Annotated in this window: 15 protein-coding genes; 10 read left to right on the top strand and 5 right to left on the bottom strand. The window is 71.4% G+C overall.

The window, feature by feature from the left end; translation table 11 throughout:
• The first annotated feature begins 134 nt into the window (after positions 1-134).
• Entirely contained in the window at positions 135-1367 is a 1233-nt protein-coding gene (locus AB0I04_RS08820) for an alginate lyase family protein (protein ID WP_360881217.1), read from the top strand.
• An 86-nt stretch (positions 1368-1453) separates the two neighbouring features.
• On the top strand, positions 1454-1864 hold the full coding sequence (locus AB0I04_RS08815; protein WP_360881215.1) for a cysteine/serine endopeptidase inhibitor: 411 nt from the start codon (positions 1454-1456) through the stop codon (positions 1862-1864).
• Between the two features lie 62 nt (positions 1865-1926).
• On the opposite strand, the gene AB0I04_RS08810 is transcribed toward AB0I04_RS08815, so the two are convergent.
• Entirely contained in the window at positions 1927-2568 is a 642-nt protein-coding gene (locus AB0I04_RS08810; RefSeq protein WP_360881213.1) for a TetR/AcrR family transcriptional regulator, read from the bottom strand.
• 98 nt (positions 2569-2666) lie between these two features.
• Here AB0I04_RS08810 and AB0I04_RS08805 point away from each other — a divergent pair, with 98 nt between their 5' ends.
• From AB0I04_RS08805 to AB0I04_RS08790, 4 genes are read left to right on the top strand one after another with little or no spacing between them, the layout of a single operon-like run.
• Positions 2667-4010, top strand: a complete 1344-nt coding sequence (locus tag AB0I04_RS08805) for a cytochrome P450 (RefSeq protein ID WP_360881211.1) — start codon at positions 2667-2669, stop codon at positions 4008-4010.
• On the top strand, positions 4007-5488 hold the full coding sequence (locus AB0I04_RS08800; RefSeq protein ID WP_360881209.1) for an NAD(P)/FAD-dependent oxidoreductase: 1482 nt from the start codon (positions 4007-4009) through the stop codon (positions 5486-5488). The genes AB0I04_RS08805 and AB0I04_RS08800 overlap by 4 nt, the downstream gene beginning before the upstream one ends.
• A 28-nt stretch (positions 5489-5516) precedes the next feature.
• Entirely contained in the window at positions 5517-5717 is a 201-nt protein-coding gene (locus tag AB0I04_RS08795) for a ferredoxin (protein ID WP_360881207.1), read from the top strand.
• Position 5718: 1 nt separating this feature from the next.
• The gene (locus AB0I04_RS08790; protein WP_360881205.1) at positions 5719-6993 is read left to right on the top strand and encodes a cytochrome P450; all 1275 of its coding nucleotides are present in this window, start codon (positions 5719-5721) and stop codon (positions 6991-6993) included.
• A gap of 85 nt (positions 6994-7078) precedes the next feature.
• On the opposite strand, the gene AB0I04_RS08785 is transcribed toward AB0I04_RS08790, so the two are convergent.
• Positions 7079-7315, bottom strand: coding sequence for an Lrp/AsnC ligand binding domain-containing protein (locus AB0I04_RS08785; protein WP_360881203.1), 237 nt, complete (start codon positions 7313-7315; stop codon positions 7079-7081).
• Positions 7316-7447: 132 nt separating this feature from the next.
• Here AB0I04_RS08785 and AB0I04_RS08780 point away from each other — a divergent pair, with 132 nt between their 5' ends.
• Together AB0I04_RS08780 and AB0I04_RS08775 are read left to right on the top strand one after the other, a co-directional pair.
• On the top strand, positions 7448-8092 hold the full coding sequence (locus tag AB0I04_RS08780) for an AzlC family ABC transporter permease (protein ID WP_360881201.1): 645 nt from the start codon (positions 7448-7450) through the stop codon (positions 8090-8092).
• A complete protein-coding gene (locus tag AB0I04_RS08775) occupies positions 8085-8414 on the top strand; it encodes an AzlD domain-containing protein (RefSeq protein WP_360881199.1) in 330 nt (109 codons plus the stop codon). Before AB0I04_RS08780 ends, AB0I04_RS08775 begins: the two co-directional genes overlap by 8 nt.
• Positions 8415-8455: 41 nt before the next feature.
• On the opposite strand, the gene AB0I04_RS08770 is transcribed toward AB0I04_RS08775, so the two are convergent.
• Positions 8456-8914: a MarR family winged helix-turn-helix transcriptional regulator gene (locus tag AB0I04_RS08770; protein WP_360881197.1), complete on the bottom strand. Its 459-nt coding sequence runs from the start codon at positions 8912-8914 to the stop codon at positions 8456-8458.
• A 59-nt stretch (positions 8915-8973) separates the two neighbouring features.
• Between AB0I04_RS08770 and AB0I04_RS08765 the strand changes: the two genes are divergently transcribed.
• A complete protein-coding gene (locus AB0I04_RS08765) occupies positions 8974-9783 on the top strand; it encodes an SDR family oxidoreductase (RefSeq protein ID WP_360881195.1) in 810 nt (269 codons plus the stop codon).
• A gap of 51 nt (positions 9784-9834) precedes the next feature.
• On the opposite strand, the gene AB0I04_RS08760 is transcribed toward AB0I04_RS08765, so the two are convergent.
• On the bottom strand, positions 9835-10941 hold the full coding sequence (locus AB0I04_RS08760; protein ID WP_360881193.1) for an SRPBCC family protein: 1107 nt from the start codon (positions 10939-10941) through the stop codon (positions 9835-9837).
• A gap of 32 nt (positions 10942-10973) precedes the next feature.
• Between AB0I04_RS08760 and AB0I04_RS08755 the strand changes: the two genes are divergently transcribed.
• Positions 10974-11570: a TetR family transcriptional regulator C-terminal domain-containing protein gene (locus AB0I04_RS08755; protein ID WP_360881191.1), complete on the top strand. Its 597-nt coding sequence runs from the start codon at positions 10974-10976 to the stop codon at positions 11568-11570.
• Positions 11571-11575: 5 nt separating this feature from the next.
• On the opposite strand, the gene AB0I04_RS08750 is transcribed toward AB0I04_RS08755, so the two are convergent.
• Entirely contained in the window at positions 11576-13147 is a 1572-nt protein-coding gene (locus AB0I04_RS08750; protein ID WP_360881189.1) for an NAD(P)/FAD-dependent oxidoreductase, read from the bottom strand.
• Positions 13148-13196 lie beyond the last annotated feature (49 nt).

Below are 13196 nucleotides of genomic sequence, written 5' to 3'. Positions count from 1 at the left end.
ACGTATTTCCTTAAGGCCGTCCTAAGCGAGCGGCCTTCTTCCTTAAGAGCGGCGTAAGCGCGTATTCCCCGGCCGGTCGGCTGTCTAGGGTCATGACTGCTTTTCGTAAACCTCCTTAACTGCGGGAGCAGTGCATGACTCGAATTCCCGGCAGCCGCCGTGTCCGGTCCATCGCCGGTGTCGTCCTCGCCGCCGCGCTGGCGGCGAGCGGCTGCGCGCAGGTCAGCGGCGCCACGACAACCGCCGGTGCGGTGAACCTCGGTGCGAAGGCCGCCCCGGCCGCCTTCACCCATCCGGGCGTTCTGGTCAGCAGGTCCCAGCTGGACTTCGTACGCGGGAAGGTCAACGCGGGCGCCCAGCCGTGGAAGTCCGCCTACGACCAGATGATGGCCAGTAGGTACGCCTCCCTGTCGCGTACGCCGAAGCCGCGCGCGGTCGTCGAGTGCGGCCCGGTCAGCAACCCGAACCACGGCTGCACCGACGAGCGGGAGGACGCGCTGGCGGCGTACACGGACGCGCTCGCCTGGTACATCACCCGCGACGGCCGGTACGCCGCCAAGGCCATCCAGCTCATGAACGCCTGGTCCGCAGTGCTCAAGGACCACACCAACAGCAACGCGCCGTTGCAGTCCGGCTGGTCCGCGTCGGTCTGGCCGAGGGCCGCCGAGATCATCCGCTACACCTACACCGGCTGGACGAGCGACGCCGTCAGCCGGTTCGCCGCGATGCTGCGGAACGTGTACCTCCCGAAGGTGATCAACGGCTCCAACAGCAACGGGAACTGGGAGCTCTCCATGATGGAGGCCGCCGTCGGCATCTCCGTCTTCCTGGACGACCGGACGAGTTATGACAAGGCGGTCGCCAGGTTCCGCAAGCGCGTGCCCGCCTACATCTACCTCTCCTCGGACGGCGCGCTCCCCGTCGCCCCCGTCGGCAGCGGCATCGACACGAAGGCCGAGATCGTCAAGTACTGGCAGGGTCAGTCGACGTTCGTCACCGGGCTCACCCAGGAGACCTGCCGCGACTTCGTGCACACCGGATACGGGATCTCGGCGATCTCGCACGTCGCCGAGACGAGCCGGATCCAGAAAGAGGACCTCTACCCGGAGGTCGGCGAGCGGCTCCGCCAGGCGCTGGGCTTCCAGGCCAAGTATCAGCTCGGCGCCGCCGTGCCGTCCTGGCTGTGCGGCGGCACGCTCAAGCGCGGCCTCGGGCCCGTCACGGAGGTCGCCTTCAACGCGCTGCACAACCGGATGGGCATCGCGATGGCCAACACCCAGAAGCTCACCGAGCAGCAGCGGCCGGCCGGGACGAACAACCTGTTCGTCGCGTGGGAGACCCTCACCCACGCCCAAAACCCCGCCTGACCGGCGGTGCGGGCCGATTTCCGTCGGCCCTGACGGTCCGATCGGACCATCCCGAAGTCCGTGCAGAAAGGATGCGCTGATTCAGCATGGTGAAAATCAGTAAGGCGCTCGGAACAATGGCCGTGGCGATGGCGCTGCCCATCCTGGCGCAGGGCACCGCACACGCGGACATCCCGTTCGGCCAGACCATGAACGGGAACGCCACCTACTACAACGACGCCGGTTACGGCGCCTGTGGCTCGCAGATCAACGCGGCCACGGAGATGCTCGTGGCCGTTCCCGCCGCATACTGGACCACCGCCAACCCGAACAACGACCCGCTCTGCAACGGCGTCTCGGTCCAGGTGACCTACAACGGGCGGACGATCACAGTCCCGGTCAAGGACAAGTGCCCGAGCTGCTCCAGCACGCACATCGACCTCAGTCTTCCGGCGTTCTCCCAGCTCGCCGACCCGAACCTCGGCAACATCCCGCTCACCTGGAAGTTCGTCCACTAGCCACCACGGACGTGCCGCCCCCGCCCCGCCCGGGGGCGGCACCTTCCAGCTCAACCCCGCTCTCACATCGCGGGGTGCGGTCCGAGCAGTGCGATCGAGGCCTGGACGGCGACCTCGGTGATGTCGCTGATCCGTCCGCCGTCCTCGACCGTGGTCGCGGTCAGTTCGCGCAGTCCGCCGAGCAGCATGACGACGATCTGGCGGGACACCGGGCCGACGCCCGCGGCGCGCAGTTCGCCGGTGTCGCAGAGGGTCTGGATCATCGTGACGAACGCCTCCATCATCTCGCGCTGCAGGCGGCGTGCCGCGTCGCCGAGCGACGGCACGTCGCGGATCCAGCTGAGCGTGATGGCGGGTTCCGACTCGGCGCAGGCGATCCAGGTCTCGACGGCCTGGCGCACCTGGTTCTTCCAGGGTGCGGTCTGGTCGACGGCGGCGTAGATCTGCCGGATCACCTCGGCGTTGGAGTCGGTCAGCAGCGCGACGAAGCACTCCTCCCTGCCCGCGAAGTGCTCGTAGAAGGTGCGCCGGGAGGTGCGCGCGCGGCGCACGACGTCGGCGACCGTGGTGGCGCGGTAGCCCTTCTCCGCGATCGACGCGGCGAGGCCGTCGAGCAGCCGCCGGCGGAATCCGCCGGTGTCGTCGGATGCGGTCGCCGCCCGTTCTTCATCGCGCCGACGCCGCACGGTCGTCACCGTGGTCACGCTGTACCTCCCGTCATGGCCGGCCCTTGAATCGAATGGTACATCGGCGTACCGTGGCGCGGTACGGCCGTGTACCATGCTGAGAGGGGTGCTTCTCCATGACGACCGTGACGCTTCCGCCGGGCCCGTCGTCCCCGCGTTTCGTCCAGGGCGCCTTCGCGCTGACCACTCCGTTCCGCGGGATGCGCCGGATGCGCGCCCGTTACGGTGACGCCTTCCGCATCAACGTGCCGATCTTCGGCCGGGCCGTGGTCATCAGCGACTCCGACGAGATCAAGCAGCTGTTCACGGCCGGTTCCGACCTCGTCGAGAACCTGCAGCCGAATCTCGGGCGGGTGCTCGGCCCCGGCTCGCTGTTCGCGCTCACGGGCGAGGAGCACCGCAAGCAGCGCAAGCTGCTCGTGCCCCCGTTCCACGGCCGTCGGCTCAGGGCGTACGAGGAGATCATCGAGGAGGAGACGGTACGCGAGCTGGCGTCGTGGCCGGAGGACCGGCAGTTCGCCACATTGCCGTCGATGATGCGGATCACGCTGAACGCCATACTGCGCGCGGTGTTCGGCGCGGACGGCGCCGAGCTCGCCGAGCTGCGGGCGCTGCTGCCGCCGTGGGTCAGTTTCGGCTCCCGGCTGGCGGTGATGCCGATTCCGCAGATCGACCTCGGGCGGTGGAGCCCGTGGGGGCGGTTCTGGATCGCACGCCGGCGGTACGACGCGATCGTCGACCGGCTGATCCACAAGGCGGCGGGGGAGGACCTCGACGAGCGCGACGATGTCCTCGCGCTGATGCTGCAGAGTCGCTACGACGACGGCTCGCCGATGAGCCGCGGCGAGATCGCCGATCAGCTGCTCACCCTGCTGTCCGCCGGGCACGAGACCACCGCGACGACCCTCGCCTGGGCGGTCGAACGGCTCCGCCGCCACCCTGCGGTCCTGCGCGAACTCGTCGCGGAGGCGGACGCGGGCGGCGACGCACTCCGCCAGGCGACGATCGTCGAGGTGCAGCGCACGCGTCCGGTCATCGACCTCGTGGGGCGCCACGTGAAGACCGACGGCTTCCGGCTCGGGCGGTGGACGCTGCCGAAGGGATACACGGTGCTGGTCGGCATCACCTTGATCCATGACGACGAGTCGCTGTTCCCGAACCCACGGGCCTTCGACCCGTACCGCTTCCTCGACGCGAAGCCGGACCTGTACGAGTGGATCCCGTTCGGCGGCGGCGCGCGGCGCTGCCTCGGCGCCGCGTTCGCGACCATGGAGATGAACGTCGTCCTGCGCACCCTGCTGCGCGACCTCACCCTGATACCCACCACCGAGCCGGATGAGCGATGGCATTCGCGCGGCATCGCCAACGCCCCGGCGAAGGGCGGCCGGGCGGTCGTACGCCGCCGGAACACCCCGCCGGTTCCGCCCGCAACGGCCACGGTCGCCGGAGCGCGGTCATGACCGAGCACGTCGACGTGCTGATCGTCGGTGCCGGTCTGTCGGGCATCGGCGCGGCCCACCATCTCCAGGCGGCCCTTCCCGGCAAGACGTACACCATCCTGGAAGCGCGAGAGGCCATCGGCGGGACGTGGGACCTGTTCCGCTACCCGGGGGTGCGGTCCGACTCGGACATGCACACGCTCGGCTACCGGTTCCGGCCGTGGACGCAGGCGAAGGCCATCGCGGACGGGCCGTCGATCCTGCGCTACATCCGCGACACCGCCGCAGAGGCCGGCATCGACCGGCACATCCGCTTCGGGCACCGCGTCGTAAACGCCTCCTGGTCCGGCGAGGACGCCCGGTGGACGGTCGAGGCGATCCACGACGGCGAACCGGTCCGCTACACGTGCGGCTTCCTGTACGCCTGCAGCGGCTACTACCGCTACGACGTCGGCCACCTGCCGCACTTTCCCGGCATCGAGCGGTTCGGCGGCACCGTCGTCCACCCGCAGCACTGGCCCGAGGACCTCGACCACACCGGCAAAAAGGTCGTCGTGATCGGCAGCGGCGCGACGGCGGTGACGCTGGTCCCGGCCATGGCCCACGAGGCCGCGCACGTGACGATGCTGCAGCGCTCGCCGACGTACATCATGTCGCTGCCGGCCCGCGACGCGATCGCGAACACCCTGCGGCGCCTGATCGGGGACCGCCGGGCGTACCCGATCGTGCGGTGGAAGAACATCACCGCGGTCACGCTGTTCTACCGGCTCAGCCGCCGCCGCCCGGGCCTCGTGAGCTCGATCATCCGCAAGGCGGCGATCCGGCGACTGCCTCCGGGCTACGACGTCGACACGCATTTCAAGCCGCGTTACCGGCCGTGGGACCAGCGAGTGTGCATCGTCCCCGACGGCGACCTGTACACCGCGATCCGCGAGGGACGCGCGTCCGTGGTCACCGACCGGATCACGGAGTTCACCGAGACGGGACTGCGCCTGGAGTCCGGGACCGAACTCGACGCGGACATCGTCGTCACCGCCACCGGCCTGCGGCTGCTGGTCCTCGGCGGCATCCGGCTCACCGTCGACGGCCGCGACGTCGCGGTGCCGGAGACGATGGCCTACAAGGGCATGATGCTCAGCGGCGTGCCGAACTTCGCCTTCACGATCGGCTACACCAACGCGTCCTGGACCCTCAAGGCCGACCTCGTCAGCGAGTACGTCATGCGGCTGTTGCGCCATCTGGACGCCCACGGCCATGATCAGTGTGTGCCGGTCAACGACGACCCCACTGTCACGGAGGAGCCCCTGCTGGACTTCCAGGCCGGTTACGTGCTGCGCTCCATCGAGGAGTTCCCCAAGGCGGGCTCCCGGACCCCGTGGCGGCTCCGCACGAGCTACCCCCGTGACCTGGTCGACCTGCGGTACGGCCGCGTCGACGACGGCGCCATGCGGTTCTCCCGCCGGGCCGCGCCCCGCGAGGCCGCTCACCGTTCCGCGTGACAGCACATTTCCAGATCGGAGAGGCATCGTGAGAGTTCAGCTCGACCCGGGGCGCTGCCAGGGACACGGCCGCTGCTATGACCTGGCCCCCGCTCTGTTCGGCGAGGACGACGAAGGCTTCGGGACGGTCCTCGGCGACGGCGTCGTGCCGCCGGACAAGGCGCAGGACGCGCGACGCGCGGCCGCCAACTGCCCCGAACGCGCCATCGACCTTCACGAAGGAGCCTGAGATGACGGTTGACGACCGCTTCACCCGCGACTTCCGGGACACGGAGGACGACCCCCGACTCCTCGGAACGCGCAACGAGGTCGTCACCGGTCCCGTCGCGGACTGGGCGACCGACTTCTCCCACACCGAGCCGGAGTGGGCCGCCGACCCGTACCCGATCCAGGACGACCTGCGGCGGCGCTGCCCGATCGCGCACACCGAGCGGTTCGGCGGCGCGTGGCTGCCCACCCGGTACGAGGACGTCGCCGCGATCGCCTACGACACCGAGCGCTTCTCCTCGCGGGCGATCGTCGTGAGCAACTACCGGCCCCCACTAAGCCTGGCGCCGGTGGGCGTGGTGCCGCCGATCTCCTCCGACCCGCCGTTCCACCACGACGCCCGCCGGCTGCTGCTCCCGGCGTTCACGAAGCGGGCGATCGCCGCGTACGAGCCGGACACCAGGGCGCTGTGCCACGCGCTGATCGACGGGTTGGAAGGTCGGGACGTCGTCGACGCCGCGAGCGAGTACGCCCAGCACATCCCGATGCGGGTCATGGCCGCCATGCTCGGCTTCCCTCCGGAGGACGCACCGAAGTTCGCCCAGTTCGTCGAGAACGCCCTCGAAGGCGCCAACCAGCCCACGGACGAGCGCATTCAGCGGATGGACCAGCTGTTCGACTACCTGCTCGAGCAGATCCGCGACCACCTCGACGACCCGCGCGACGATCTCACCACCTACCTCCTCAACGCCGAGCTCTACGGCCGGAGGCTCGAACCGTCGCATGTGGCCGGCGCGATGGCCCTGCTCCTCATCGCCGGGATCGACACGACGTGGAGTGCGATCGGGGCGTCGTTGTGGCATCTGGCCAAGACGCCCGGCGACCGGGAACGGCTGGTCGCCGAGCCCGGGCTGGTGCCGACCGCGATCGAGGAGCTCCTGCGGGTCTACGCGCCGGTCACGATGGCGCGGCTGGTCAAGGAGGACATGCACTGGCGCGGCGTCGACATGAAGGCCGACGACTGGGTGCTGCTGTCGTTCCCGGCGGCCAACCGCGATCCGGCCCAGTTCGACCGGGCCGACGATGTCGTCATCGACCGTGAGGTCAACCGGCACGCCGCGTTCGGCCTGGGCATCCACCGCTGTGTGGGCTCCCACCTGGCGCGCATGGAACTGCGGGTCGCCCTGGAGGTCTGGCTCGAACGGGTCCCGGTCTTCGCCCTCGACGATCCGGACGCGGTGACCTGGGCGCCGGGACAGGTCCGCGGGCCCCGCGCACTCCCGATCCGCATCGGCTGAGACCCGCGGCAGGCTGCCGCGCTTCACCGGCCTCTGAGGCGGGTCCGCTCAGGTCACCGGCCTCTGAGGCGGGTCCGCTCAGGGGTCAGTGGTCGGCCTTGATCTTCTTCATGGTCAGGTGGGAGACCACTCGCAGGACGGCGGGGAGGCCGATGAGCCGGTCGGTCAGGAATGCCTCGTACGCGGCATGGTCGGCCACGGCGACGCGGATCAGGTAGTCGGGGCGGCCGAACATCCGGCGGAACTCGACGACCTCCTCGTAGGCCGCCACGGTGGCCTCGAACGCCTCCACCGTCTTCAGGTCGCTCGCGTAGATCTCCACGTCGATGAGGACCTCCAGGCCGCGGCCGACGATATTGCGAGTATGGAATGTGCCGTCGACGATCCTCCGCGGCCCGCTGCCGCGCCCCGAGTGGCGTCCGAGGCGCGGGCCGCGCTCAAAGACTCCGGATCCGTGGGGCTGGGACTGGTCCCGCTCGGCCTCGCCTTCGGGGTGTTCGTCACCCATTCCGGTCTGGCGTGGTGGTGGCCGAGCGTGTTCACCACCGTCATCTACGCCGGATCGTTCGAGTTCCTGCTCGTCGGCCTGGTCGCCGCACCGGCCGCGCTCGCGACGATCGCCCTGACCGCCTTCCTGGTCAACGTCCGGCACGTCTTCTACGCGCTGTCCTTCCCCCTGCACCGGGTCCAGGGCCGCGCCGCCAAGGTCTACAGCACCTTCGCCCTGACCGATGAGGCATACGCTCTGACCACCGGCGAGCAGGCCCGCTCGTGGTCCGGCGGGCGGATCCGGTGGCTCCAGGTGTTCCTGCACCTGTACTGGGTCGGCGCCGCCACCGTCGGCGCCCTGCTCGGCTCGCTGATACCTCAGCGCGTCACCGGCCTGGACTTCGCCATGACAGCCCTGTTCACCGTCCTGGCCCTCGACGCCGTCCGGGTTCGGCGCGGCGACCTGCCCACCCCTGTCCTCGCGCTGCTCAGCGCGCTGGCGGCCCGCGTCTTCCTCCCCGGCCAGATGCTGCTCGCCGCCTTCACCCTGTTCACCGCCGGGCTCCTGGCCCGCCACCTGCTCACGGGCGAGAGGCCGAGCCATGCCTGACACCCGCTACCTGATCGCCGCGGTCGCCGTGTCCGCGGCCGTCACCTGGGCGCTGCGCGCGCTGCCGTTCACCGCACTCGCGCCCCTGCGCGCGAGCAGGACCGTCCACTACCTCAGCGCCCGCATGCCGGCCGGCGTCATGGTGATCCTCTTCGCTTACTGCCTGCGCGACCTGCCACTGACCCACGCGCGTGCACTCGCCCCACTGGTGGCCCTGGCCGTCACCGTCGGCCTGCACCTGTGGCGCCGCAACGCCCTGCTGAGCATCCTCGCCGGCACCACCGTCCACGTGGTCCTGGCCAGCACGCTCTTCGCCCACTGACCACCCCCGACAAGGTCGTTGCCCGGCCGGGTCGGGCGGCTTCAATCGTCGATCATCGCGCGGACGGCCGCGAGGACCTCGACGGCGGTGGCGAGCTGTTCGGCGGTGAGTGTGGATCCCAGCTGGTTCGCCCAGCGGGCCTGCGCGGGCTCGATCGTGGTCAGCAGCCGCTCGGCCCGGGGGGTGAGGGCGACCAGCGGGGCGCGCCGGTCTTTGGGGTTGGGCCGGGCCTCGACCAGTCCGTCCGCGCGTAGGCGCGTCACGATCTCCTGCACGCTCTGCCGGCGCAGCCCGCGCCGGCGGGCGATCGCGGCGGCCGTCGCGGGTCCGTCGCCGATGGCTCCGAGGACCTGCCAGCGGGCGCTGGTGAGACCGAACTCGGCGGTCAGCGCGTCGCCCGCGCGCAGGAGCCTGCCGTTGAGCTGGAAGACCTCGTCGATCAGCGTGGTGATCAGATCGCCGCCGGCGTCTCGGCGGTCCAGGGCCGGTTGCTGGTCCATGCCCGTACCTTAGTGCTAGATTTTCGACAGGAACCTGTCAATCTGGGAGAGGGAAGAGCATGGGCGTACCGAGCGGACACGGATCGTTGACCGGCCAGGTCGCGCTGGTCACCGGGGGCAGCCGGGGGATCGGCGCCGCCATCGCCCGCACGCTGGGCGGCTACGGCGCGGCGGTCGCGGTGAACTACGTGAACAGTCCGGAGCCGGCCGGACAGGTGGTGGCCGACATCGAGGCGGCGGGCTCGCGCGCGGTCGCCGTCCAGGGCGACGTCGGCGACCCCGCCGCGGCCGAGCGGCTCGTCCGCGAGGCCGCCGAAGAGCTGGGTGAGATCGACATCCTCGTGTGCAACGCGTTCGGCAACACGTCGGACATCCGGCGGCGGCCGACGATCGACTCCTGGGAGTCCGTCGCGGCGATCCAGGGGCGGGCCGCCGTCCAGCTGGCCTGCACCCTGAACTGCTGCCACCTGGTGGTCCCGGGCATGCGCGCCCGCGGCGGCGGGTCCATCATCCTCATCGGGGCGAGCGGATCCCGCGCCGGCGGTGCCCCCGGTATGGCCGAGATCGCCGTGGCCAAGTCCGCCCAGGACACGCTGGGCCTGGTGCTGGCCCGTGAGCTCGGCCCGGACGGGATCCTCGTCAACACCGTCGCCCCGGGCCTCGTGCCCACCGACGCCAACGCCGGCGAGCACCAGGCGGCCATGATCGCCCGAGGCGAAGCCGAGACTCCGCTGGGGCGCGTCTCCCAGCCCCAGGACGTCGCCGAAGTGGTCGCCATGCTCGTCGCCGGCGGAGCCCGCCAGGTCACCGGCGCGTACCTCAGCGTCGACGGCGGCCGGAGCCTCGGGCCGAGCGTCAAGGTCGGCTGACGGCGCCCGGAGCCCGGGGCGGGCGTCGCGGTCGGCTGACGGCGCCAGGTGTCACGCCCAGACGGGGACACCCTGGTAGGCGCGCGCGAGCATCCGCACCCACGCGTGCACGGCGTCCTCGCTCGGGGCGAAGGGACCGGGCCGGAAGTGCGGGGACGCCAGGCCGCGCTGCACCGACTCGCACGCGGCCCAGTCCTGGCGGTTCGTCCGGTCCCAGAACTCCACCGCGTAACCGGCGTCGCCTGCCCCCTGCGGGACGTACCAGGAGCACTCGATCGTGGTGCGGTCCGGAGTGCGCGGCCGCAGACGATGGGCCATGACGTAGTCCGGGTGCAGCGAGATCAGGAGGTCGGGGACCAGGCCGAAGTAGTGCACCCGGCGGCGTTCGGCGCCCGGGATGAAGGCGCCGCCCGACCGGCCGTCCAGCGACATGGTCTCCGCGTGGTCGCGCAGGTCCATCGACCCGCCGACCCACGCGCCCGGCAGGTCGTAGTTGTCGCCGCTCGCGGGCGGCGACACCGCGCACAGCTCCGGATGGATCAGCGGGCAGTGGTAGCACTCGTGGTAGTTCTCGACGATCACCTTCCAGTTCGCCCGCACGTCGTACTCGTGCCGCGCGGCGAGCCTCAGCCTCTCCGGCGCGTACGGCTCCACCAGCGCGGTCAGCGCCCCGGCGTGCTCGGCGAACGGCGGCGCGTCGCCGGTGGCGTTGACGAACGCCCAGCCGTGCCAGACGGTGAGCGGCAGGCGCGGCAGGTCGTACCCGGTCACCGTGAAGCCGGGCGCCCCGCGCAGGCTGCCGTCGAGCCGGTACGCCCACGCGTGGTACGGGCAGACGACGAGGTCGCGCGTTCCGCTGCCGCCGTCGGGCAGCAGTTCGTGGCCGCGGTGCCGGCACGTGTTGGCGAAGGCCCCCTCCGGCGTGAGCAGCACCGGCACGTCGCCCACGACGACGCCACGCTGCGTCACCCCGTCGGGCAGCAGCTCCTCCGACCGCCCCAGGCAGCTCCACGTGCCGGCGAACAGGTGCCGCCGCTCCCAGGCGAGCACCTCCGGTGCCGTGTACGCGCGGCCCGGCAGCATCGTCGCCTCGCCGAACGGCCGGAGCGCGTCGTCGAGGTCCTCGTCACCGAACGGGGCGGGCGGCCACGACCTCATCGGGGACCTCCCGGCCGGGATAGTGTCGGCGCGTGGCTCGGTTGACCGCCCTCGACCGGCGCGAGGAGATCCTGCGCGCCGCCGTCGCCCAGATCGCCGAGCGCGGCGTCGCGGCCGTACGGGTCGCCGACGTGGCCGCCGCACTCGGGGTCAGCACCGCGCTCGTCTTCTACCATTTCCGCTCCAAGGACCGCCTGGTCGCCGAGGCGTTCGCGTACGCGGCGCGCCGCGACCTCGACCGGCTCGCCGAGGTCGCCGGGTCGGGCGGCTCCGCGCGGCGGCGCCTCGTACGGGCGCTGCGCCTGTACCACCCCAGTGGGTCGGCGGCGCCGGGCTGGCGGCTGTGGATCGACGGCTGGTCGGCCGCCCTGCGCGAGCCCGAGCTGCGCCGCGTCTGCCGCCGCCTCGACCTGCGGTGGCGCGACACGATCGCGGGGATCATCGCGGAGGGCGTCGCGGCGGGGGAGTTCTCCTGCGCCGATCCGGAGGCCGCGGCGTGGCGCATCACCGCGCTGATCGACGGGCTGTCGGTGCAGACGACCGTGCACCGCGGCGTGCTGACGCGCAGACAGGCCGAGGCGTGGGCGTACGACCAGGCCGCCCGCGAGCTCGGCCTCGAGTCCCTCTAGCCGGGTCATCGGCGCCTCCGGCGGTCCTTGAGCACCTGCGCGACGACGTTGCGGCCGGGCACTCCGGTGACGCCGCCGCCTCCGTGCGTGGCCGAGCCGGCCTGGTAGAGCCCCTTGATCGGCGTGCGTAGGTCGGCGTAGCCGGCCGCCGGGCGCGCGTGGAACATCTGGCCCGGCGTCAGCTCGCCGTGGAAGATGTTGCCGCCGATGAGGTTGTACCGGTGCTCCATGTCGTACGGCCCGATCACCTGCCGATGCAGGACCGAGGAGGCGAAGCCCGGCGCGACCGCCTCCATCCGGGCGACCATCCGGTCGGCGTACGCCTCGAGCTCCGCCGCGGGCTGCGCGGTGTGCCAGGTGTGCGGCACCCACTGGGTGAACATCGACACGATGTGGTGCCCCTCGGGCGCCAGGGAGTCGTCGAACACGCTGGGAATGCACACGTCGGCGAACGGCAGCTCGGCGGCCCGGCCGGCCACGGCGTCCTGGAAGGCGCCCTCGATGTCGTCGAGGGACTCGGCGAGCACGATCGTGCCGCCGTGCACCTCCGGGTCGAAGCCGGAGATCCCGCGGAACTCCGGCAGCCGGTCCACCGCCAGGTTGATTTTGACGGTGCCGCTGCGGGTCTTCCAGCGCTCGATGTCCGCGACGAAGTCCGCCGGCAGGTCCCGGCGCTCGAGGAGCCGCAGGAACGAGATCTTCGGGTGCGCCGTCGTGATGACGGTGCCGGCCGTCAGCTCCTCGCCGGACTCCAGCGTGACGCCGGTGGCCCGGCCGGAGCGGACGTCGATGCGGGCCACCGGCGCGGCCGTGCGGATCTCGGCGCCGAACCCGCGGGCGGCGGCGGCCAGCGCCCGGGTCACCCCGCCCATGCCGCCGCGCGGGAACCCCCACGCGGTCTCGCCGACGTGGTGGTGCAGCATGACGTACGCCGTCCCGGCGGACCGGGGGCCGGCCCAGGTGCCGATGACGCCGGACACCGACAGCACGCCCCGCATCGCGTCCGAGTGGAAGAAGTCCTCCACCAGGTCGGCGATGCTGTCGGTCAGGATCCGGGTGATGTCGACCGCCGAGCGCTCGTCCACGCCGCGCAGGGTGCGCAGCAGCCCGGCCTGCCGGAGGAGGTCGGCGGGCCGGTGCGAGCCGATTTTCGGCGGGATCTGGTCGAGCAGCGGGCCGAGGAGCCGACCCAGCTTGCCCATCCAGGAGTCCCACCGCTCGTACGCGGCGGCGTCTTTGGAGGAGAAGCGCTCGATCTCCTCCCGGCGTCGCGCCGGGTCGTCGGGCAGCCGCAGGTGCCCGCCGTCGGCGCGCGGCGCGAAGTACGGGCCCTGCGGGTACACGTGGTAGCCGTGCCGGTCGAGCCGCAGGTCGCGGACCAGGGCGGGCGGCAGCAGGCTCACCACGTACGACAGGGACGTGACCGTGTAGTCCGGGCCGAAGGGATGCTCGCTCACCGCGGCCCCGCCCACCACCTCGCGCGCCTCGCAGACGCAGACCCGCAGCCCCGCCTTTGCCAGGTAGGCGGCGGCCACGAGGCCGTTGTGCCCACCGCCGACCACCACGACGTCGTACATGGCGACTCCTTACTGATTCTTGAGTCAGTATCCGTCGCGCCCCGGGACC

Origin of the sequence: Actinoallomurus sp. NPDC050550, from assembly GCF_040655075.1 — a bacterium.
Taxonomy (GTDB): domain Bacteria; phylum Actinomycetota; class Actinomycetes; order Streptosporangiales; family Streptosporangiaceae; genus Actinoallomurus.
The sequence above is the reverse complement of the archived record's forward strand: the minus strand, read 5'-3'. Positions and strand labels throughout refer to the sequence as shown.

What these genes read in the sequence shown, in the direction of transcription:
- AB0I04_RS08820 (WP_360881217.1), top strand. Translation starts at nt 135, where the DNA reads ATGACTCGAATTCCCGGCAGCCGCCGTGTCCGGTCCATCGCCGGTGTC.
- AB0I04_RS08815 (WP_360881215.1), top strand. Translation starts at nt 1,454, where the DNA reads ATGGTGAAAATCAGTAAGGCGCTCGGAACAATGGCCGTGGCGATGGCG.
- AB0I04_RS08805 (WP_360881211.1), top strand. Translation starts at nt 2,667, where the DNA reads ATGACGACCGTGACGCTTCCGCCGGGCCCGTCGTCCCCGCGTTTCGTC.
- AB0I04_RS08800 (WP_360881209.1), top strand. Translation starts at nt 4,007, where the DNA reads ATGACCGAGCACGTCGACGTGCTGATCGTCGGTGCCGGTCTGTCGGGC.
- AB0I04_RS08790 (WP_360881205.1), top strand. Translation starts at nt 5,719, where the DNA reads ATGACGGTTGACGACCGCTTCACCCGCGACTTCCGGGACACGGAGGAC.
- AB0I04_RS08775 (WP_360881199.1), top strand. Translation starts at nt 8,085, where the DNA reads ATGCCTGACACCCGCTACCTGATCGCCGCGGTCGCCGTGTCCGCGGCC.
- AB0I04_RS08770 (WP_360881197.1), bottom strand. Translation starts at nt 8,914, where the DNA reads ATGGACCAGCAACCGGCCCTGGACCGCCGAGACGCCGGCGGCGATCTG.
- AB0I04_RS08765 (WP_360881195.1), top strand. Translation starts at nt 8,974, where the DNA reads ATGGGCGTACCGAGCGGACACGGATCGTTGACCGGCCAGGTCGCGCTG.
- AB0I04_RS08760 (WP_360881193.1), bottom strand. Translation starts at nt 10,941, where the DNA reads ATGAGGTCGTGGCCGCCCGCCCCGTTCGGTGACGAGGACCTCGACGAC.
- AB0I04_RS08750 (WP_360881189.1), bottom strand. Translation starts at nt 13,147, where the DNA reads ATGTACGACGTCGTGGTGGTCGGCGGTGGGCACAACGGCCTCGTGGCC.